At 71.1% G+C, this 5,752-nt stretch carries 8 protein-coding genes; all 8 read right to left on the bottom strand.

Features of this window, described 5'->3' with window-relative positions:
• A partial coding sequence (locus ACWGIU_RS27300; RefSeq protein WP_453710075.1) for a putative T7SS-secreted protein occupies window positions 1–863 on the bottom strand: 863 nt, incomplete at its 3' end.
• Window positions 860–1,405 carry a hypothetical protein gene (locus ACWGIU_RS27305; RefSeq protein ID WP_453710077.1) on the bottom strand — a complete coding sequence of 182 codons (546 nt, stop codon included), beginning with the start codon at window positions 1,403–1,405 and terminating at the stop codon, window positions 860–862. The genes ACWGIU_RS27305 and ACWGIU_RS27300, both read right to left, overlap by 4 nt.
• On the bottom strand, window positions 1,392–1,739 hold the full coding sequence (locus tag ACWGIU_RS27310; RefSeq protein WP_453710079.1) for an SseB family protein: 348 nt from the start codon (window positions 1,737–1,739) through the stop codon (window positions 1,392–1,394). The genes ACWGIU_RS27305 and ACWGIU_RS27310 overlap by 14 nt, the downstream gene beginning before the upstream one ends.
• A gap of 23 nt (window positions 1,740–1,762) precedes the next feature.
• The gene (locus ACWGIU_RS27315) at window positions 1,763–2,068 is read right to left on the bottom strand and encodes a DUF6928 family protein (RefSeq protein ID WP_453710087.1); all 306 of its coding nucleotides are present in this window, start codon (window positions 2,066–2,068) and stop codon (window positions 1,763–1,765) included.
• A 147-nt stretch (window positions 2,069–2,215) separates the two neighbouring features.
• Window positions 2,216–2,866 carry a thymidine kinase gene (locus ACWGIU_RS27320; protein ID WP_453710081.1) on the bottom strand — a complete coding sequence of 217 codons (651 nt, stop codon included), beginning with the start codon at window positions 2,864–2,866 and terminating at the stop codon, window positions 2,216–2,218.
• Window positions 2,867–2,943: 77 nt separating this feature from the next.
• Entirely contained in the window at window positions 2,944–4,146 is a 1,203-nt protein-coding gene (locus ACWGIU_RS27325) for an alkaline phosphatase family protein (RefSeq protein WP_453710083.1), read from the bottom strand.
• On the bottom strand, window positions 4,146–4,745 hold the full coding sequence (locus ACWGIU_RS27330; protein ID WP_030713230.1) for a DUF5998 family protein: 600 nt from the start codon (window positions 4,743–4,745) through the stop codon (window positions 4,146–4,148). Before ACWGIU_RS27330 ends, ACWGIU_RS27325 begins: the two co-directional genes overlap by 1 nt.
• Window positions 4,746–4,794: 49 nt before the next feature.
• The coding region (locus ACWGIU_RS27335) for an acetate--CoA ligase family protein (RefSeq protein WP_453710085.1) at window positions 4,795–5,752 on the bottom strand (958 nt) is incomplete at its 5' end.

Below are 5,752 nucleotides of genomic sequence, written 5' to 3' on the forward strand. Positions count from 1 at the left end.
CCGCTGGCGAGAGCGAGGAGGAGTTCGGGGGTGAGCTGCCCGGCCGCACGGGAGGGGTTTCGCTGCCATTCGTCCCAGTTGACGACGGCTTTGGCGAACTCCTGGGGGTGCTGGACGGCGTACGAGGCCCCGTCCACCATGCCCGCCAGGTGCAGGCCGACGCCATCAGGCCCGTCACGGACGAGGTCGTCGAAACCGTCGTACCAGCCGCGCATGGTGTCGCCTGCGCCGCCGAAGAAGTCGCCCAGCCCCTTCTCGAACTTGTTCCACCCTTTGAGGGGCGGCGGCTTGTCCGGGGCTTCATCCGCCGCCTTGACGAGTTGCCGCTTGGCCGCGTCGATGACGGTCTGCAGCTCGGTCTCGAGCTTGTCCAAGCGGTCGTAGCAGTCCTTCAAGGCGGCGAGGCCGGGATCGTCGTCCGGCGGACGCTCCGGCAGTGGATCATCCTTGCGATCCAAGGCGGCGTTGTAGTCCGTGACGCGCTTCCAGTAGTTCTTGGAGGTCGCCCGTGCCTCGTCCGCGTCGTCGATGATCGGCCTGACGCGCGTATGGACCGAGCGCAGTTTGTAGGCGTAGGAGTCCAGGGCTTTCCCGGAGGCCTCGAAGTATTTCTGCGCGGACTCCAGGTCCCGGGGAAGCTTCTGAGTCGCGCTCTTGAACCCCTCCGCGCCGGCTCCAGCCCAGTCCATCAAGGACAGGTCGACCAGCTTGTCCAGCCCGTCCTTGAACGCGCCCGCATAGGCGAGAAGTTTGAGGGCGAGATCGTCGACGTCCATCGAGTTGCCGTAAATGACATCGCTGGGCTTGGCATGGGGAGGTATGCGCTCGACTGCGCCGCCCTCCATCGCATCGCGGCTCGTCATATGATCGGCCCCTTCGACTTCGAACCGCCGTCGACCTCCCAGCCGCCGTCGACGCGCAGGCGGGGGCGTTGGGGCACGTCCTGGTAATTGCCGGTGTCGCCGTCGTCCAGCCACGGCTCCTGATAGATCTCGGGCGGTGGATCGAACTTCGGCCTGGACCCCTCCTGCCACGCCTCCAGGCCACGCTCGCCGAACGGCAGCTTGGCCATGTTCGCCGCGGTCGGCGAGAAGTCCTCGATGCGCAGGAGATCTGCCAACACGTAGGCGGCGAGGACCTGGCGGAGCGTCTCCACCACCGTGTCCGTGTACTCAGCCACCTGACCCATGCCGAAGCCCCATGACGAGAGCATCTTCTCGGTCGAAGAGGAGATGTCGAAGTCGGCCGAGTTCGCGATCTGCGCGGACATCGCCTGCCAGTCACGCTTGATCTGGCGCGCGGCCACCACGGATTCCTCCAGCGGCGTCAGCACCTTGCGCACCGAGGCGATCTCGATCTTGTAGCCGTCGCCCGGGGCCGGCGCTCCCGTGTCAGGCTCCGCCATTGCGCTCCCCCGTGTCCGTGGTCTCCAGTACTTCCGCGTCCAGCACGAACGTCCGTGGACCCAGCGGATCCACCAACGCGCGCACCCCCTCGGGCAGGAGCTCCACCAAGTCCGCGACGGTCGTGGACGCCCACCCGCAGGGCCCTGCGAACAGCCCGAGTGCTTCCAAGGAGGTGAAAACCGGCACCACCGGACCCCCTTCCGTCTCGCAGACCAAGAAGCCGGGCTCGTCAGGGCGTTGGAAGTACAGGCGCGCAGAGCGCAGCGCCGCCAGCCGCTCGGAAGGAGACATCGACGCGGCCATTTCGTCGCGTACCAGATCGCGCAGCGACACGTCTCCCCCTCAGCCCGCTCGCGTCATCGCTGGAAGACAACCCACCAGAAAGATCGTACATGCGTGCCATCTCGATTGATTTTATTCGAGGTTGGTACGCCGTGTCCGCCACCGCCTACATGTGCCTGGCGGCCGAAGCCCTGATCGCCGTCGCCGTTGTGCGAGGTCCGAGAACCGGCCGGGGCCGTGAGACGGAAGCCGTGGAGCCGAAGTTCGACGCTGTGCATCGCGTGCAGGACCATCCTGCGGCCGGCACTCGCCGCGACCAGGTGCACGGGCAGCTGCGACGGGCGGTCGATCATCCAGTGCTGGTCGCACACGACGTACACACCGGGGGAGAACAAGCCCGACGATACCCGTCACGCCGTGTGCGGGCACCTCCCACGGGGCACCAGCGATGCCCCTTCCGGGTACCTCAGCAGGCCTGCCCTGGCTCCACGAGCCCCTCCCACCCTCGGCTCCATGCGGGGAAGGGTTCAGGCGTGGTTGACCGGGAGGACGTCCGGGGAGAGGGCGCCCGCGTGGGCCGCGGCGCTCGTCATCCGCTTGCGGTGGTGGCGGCGGCAGAGGACCTCGTAGCCGATCTCCTCCGCCGGGCGGTTCACGTCGCCGACCACGACCTGGGCGCCCTCGACCACCATCGCCCCGCCCACCGTGCGGGCGTTGTGCGTCGCTCGGGCGCCGCACCAGCACAGCGCCTCGACCTGGAGCTGCTCCAGGCGGTCCGCCAGCTCGATCAGGCGCTGGGAGCCGGGGAAGAGCTTCGTGCGGAAGTCCGTCGTGATGCCGAAGGCGAAGACGTCCATGTCGAGGTCGTCGACGATGCGGGCCAGCTGGTCGATCTGCTCAGGGGCCAGGAACTGGGCCTCGTCCACGATCACGTAGTCCGCCTTGCCGCCCTGGGACAGCTGGGCGACCAGGTACGCGTACAGGTCCATGCCCTCCGGCGCCTCGATCGCCTCCGTCACCAGGCCCAGCCGGGAGGACAGCTTGCCCTCGCCCGCGCGGTCGTCGCGGGTGAAGATCACGCCCTGCAGGCCGCGAGCGTCGCGGTTGTGGGCGATCTGGAGCGCCAGCGTGCTCTTTCCGCAGTCCATCGTTCCGGAGAAGAACACCAGCTCGGGCATGGGAAGTACGGACCTTTCGGGTCGTGGGCAGGTGGTGGGCGGTGGTGCGGGCGCGGGTGCGGGGTGAGGGCGGAGGGTCAGGTGCGGATTTCGAGCAGCGGGACGAGCTGCTCCGCCGCGGTCATGGAGCCGTGCATACCGGTCAGGGCGGACTCGTTCGGCTCGTTGCGCGAGGCGGTGATCGCGACGTCGGCCTGGGCGGCCGCCACCACGTCGCCGATGCGCCCGAGCACGCGCTCGTCGCACTCCCCCGGCGTGCCGAACCAGCCCAGTTCCAGGGCCTCTTCGCGGCTCGCGACCCAGAACCGGTCGCCGAGTACCTCTCGCCACACGGTCAGTACGTCGGCCTGCGCGCCCGGCACCGCGTACACGTGCCGAGCCCGGCCCTCGCCTCCCAGCAGGGCGACGCCGGCGCTCAGCTCCCAGTCCTCGTCGAAGTCGATCCGGGCATCCTCGTCGAAGGGGACGTCGACCATGCCGTGGTCCGCGGTCACGTACAGGGCTGTGCGCGGCGGCAGTTGCTCGGCGAGCCGCTGGACCAGCCGGTCCACGTACATCAGCTGGCCGCGCCAGGCGTCGGAGTCCACGCCGTGCCGGTGGCCGGCCCCGTCGAGCTCGCTGTAGTACGTGTAGACGAGCGAGCGGTCACCGGCCGCGAGGCGCTCGGCCGCCAGGTCCATCCGCTCCTCGCCGGTCATCCGGCCGAGGAAGGTGCCGCCGCTCAGCGCGATTTTGGTGAGCGGGGTGGTCTGGAAGGCGGGCGAGGACACCTGGGCGGTCGCCACCCCGGCCTTGTCGGCCCGCTGGAAGACGGTCGGGTACGGCTGCCAGGGCTTCGGCGAGGTCCACGGGTGCCAGCGGAGCTGGTTCATCAGTTCGCCGGTGGCGGGGTTGCGGACGGCGTAGCCGGGTAGGCCGTGGCGGGCCGGGGGCAGGCCGGTGCCCACGGAGGCGAGCGAGGTGGCGGTGGTCGCCGGGAAGCCCGCGGTGATCGGGCGGCCGGTGCCGCCGCGCGAGCTGCCCAGCAGGGAGGTGAGGTACGGGGCCTCGGCCGGGTGGGCCTTTATCTGCTCCCACCCCATGCCGTCGACCAGGAACACGCAGTTCCGGTCGGCCGGGGTCAGCTCGGGGATCGCGGCGGTGAAACCGGGGACGCCCTGGCCGGCCACGAGCGTGGGCAGCAGGTCGGCGAGCGACCCGGCACCGTACTCCGGGACGGGGGCGCCCGCCAGGTCCAGCAGCTCCGGCTCGGGCCACTCCTGTGCCGCGGAGTACGCCATCAGCGGGCGGGGGTGGCGGAGGTCGCCGCTGTTGCCTCGGAGAGCGCCTGGGCGAAGACCAGGGTCTGCCGCACCGCCTCCGGGCCGTCGCCGGCCTCGCTGACCCGCAGGCTGAGGTCGTCGGCGGTGGAGTTGCCGGTGTAGCCGTGGTCGGAGTCGCAGTTCGGGTCGCCGCACGCGGCTGGCTCCAGGTCGATCCGGGAGACCGCGCCCCAGCCGATGGTCAGGACGACCTCGCGGGGCAGGGTGCCGGGGGTGTAGGACTCCGGATTGGCGACGACCCGGCTGAGCACCACGGAGGAGATGCTGGACAGCTTGACCGACTCGGTGGAGGTGGTCGCGTACGGGGAGGGGGATCCGGCGTCGGCGGCCTGCTCGTCGGTGTGGCTGACGATGAAGCGGTTGCCCGTCAGGACCAGCACGGTGACGTGCCGGCGTACCTCGTTGGAGTCGAAGGTCGTCTCCTGGTGGACCAGGTACGACGAAATCGGTTCGCCGCCCACCGCGGCCTCCACGGCCTCGGCCACGAGGGCCGGGTAGTAGCCGCTGCGCTCGATCGCCGTGCGCAGCCCCTGGGTCGTCGTACCGGATTTCGCCATGAGGTCCATCCTAAGGCCCGTACGGGGCCCTCAGGCCGCGCCGGCCCGGTCAGTAACTGGGGAGGGTCCGCGGGCCGAGATCGCCGCGGGCCGGCGGGTGGGCGACGCGGACGGTGGCGCTGAGCACGGATACGCCCTCGGCGGCGACCACGACGGGCTCCAGTGAGACGCCGATCACCTCGGGGTGGTCGTCCACGAGGCGGGACAGCCGCAGCAGCAGTTCCTCCAGGGCGGGGGTGTCCACGGGGTCGCTGCCCCGCCAGCCGAACAGGAGGGGCGCGGTCCGGATGGACCGGATCAGTCCGGCGGCGTCCCGGTCGGTGGCCGGGACGAGCCGGTGCGCGGTGTCACCGAGGAGCTCGGAGGCGACGCCGGCGAGCCCGAAGGAGAGGACGGCGCCCGCGGCGGGGTCGATGACGGAGCGGACGACGGTGTCGACCCCGCGCGGCACCATGGCCTGCACCACGGGCTGGAGCTCGGCCGGCTTGCCCAGCGCGTCGGTGAGCTCCTCGTACGAGCGCCTCAGCTCGGCCTCGTTCGTGAGGTCGAGGCGTACGCCGCCCAGGTCCGCGCGGTGGCGCAGGTGCGCGGCGGTGGTCTTGAGCGCCACCGGGTAGCCCAGCACCCCGGCGGCGCGGACCGCCGCGTCGGCGCTCGGCGCGGGCAGGGTGGGCAGGACGCGGATCCCGTAGCCCGCGAGCAGCTCGCGGGCGTCCCAGTCGGTCGGGGTCAGCACGGCACCGGGTTCGACGTCGGCCAGCAGCCGGGCCAGCCGGTCGGCGGTTCCGGCCTCGTCGATGTCCTCGTACTCGGGGACCCGCCCGAGGTCGTCGGCGGTGGCCCGGCGCCACTGCCCGTACCGGACGGCTTCGGCGACGGCCTTGACCGCGCGTTCGGCGGCGGGGTAGCTGGGGATGCTGTCCCCGGCCGCGGACAGCGGCACGGCCGGCGCCCGGGGCGCCGGGTCCGCCGCCGGGCCCCAGTTTCGGGACGACGCGGTGTGCGGG

The sequence above is a fragment of the Streptomyces sp. NPDC054840 genome, from assembly GCF_053611065.1.

Excerpts from the sequence above, each read along its gene's own strand:
- ACWGIU_RS27305 (WP_453710077.1), bottom strand. The coding sequence starts at position 1,405 with ATGGCGGAGCCTGACACGGGAGCGCCGGCCCCGGGCGACGGCTACAAG.
- ACWGIU_RS27320 (WP_453710081.1), bottom strand. The coding sequence starts at position 2,866 with ATGCCCGAGCTGGTGTTCTTCTCCGGAACGATGGACTGCGGAAAGAGC.
- ACWGIU_RS27325 (WP_453710083.1), bottom strand. The coding sequence starts at position 4,146 with ATGGCGTACTCCGCGGCACAGGAGTGGCCCGAGCCGGAGCTGCTGGAC.
- ACWGIU_RS27330 (WP_030713230.1), bottom strand. The coding sequence starts at position 4,745 with ATGGCGAAATCCGGTACGACGACCCAGGGGCTGCGCACGGCGATCGAG.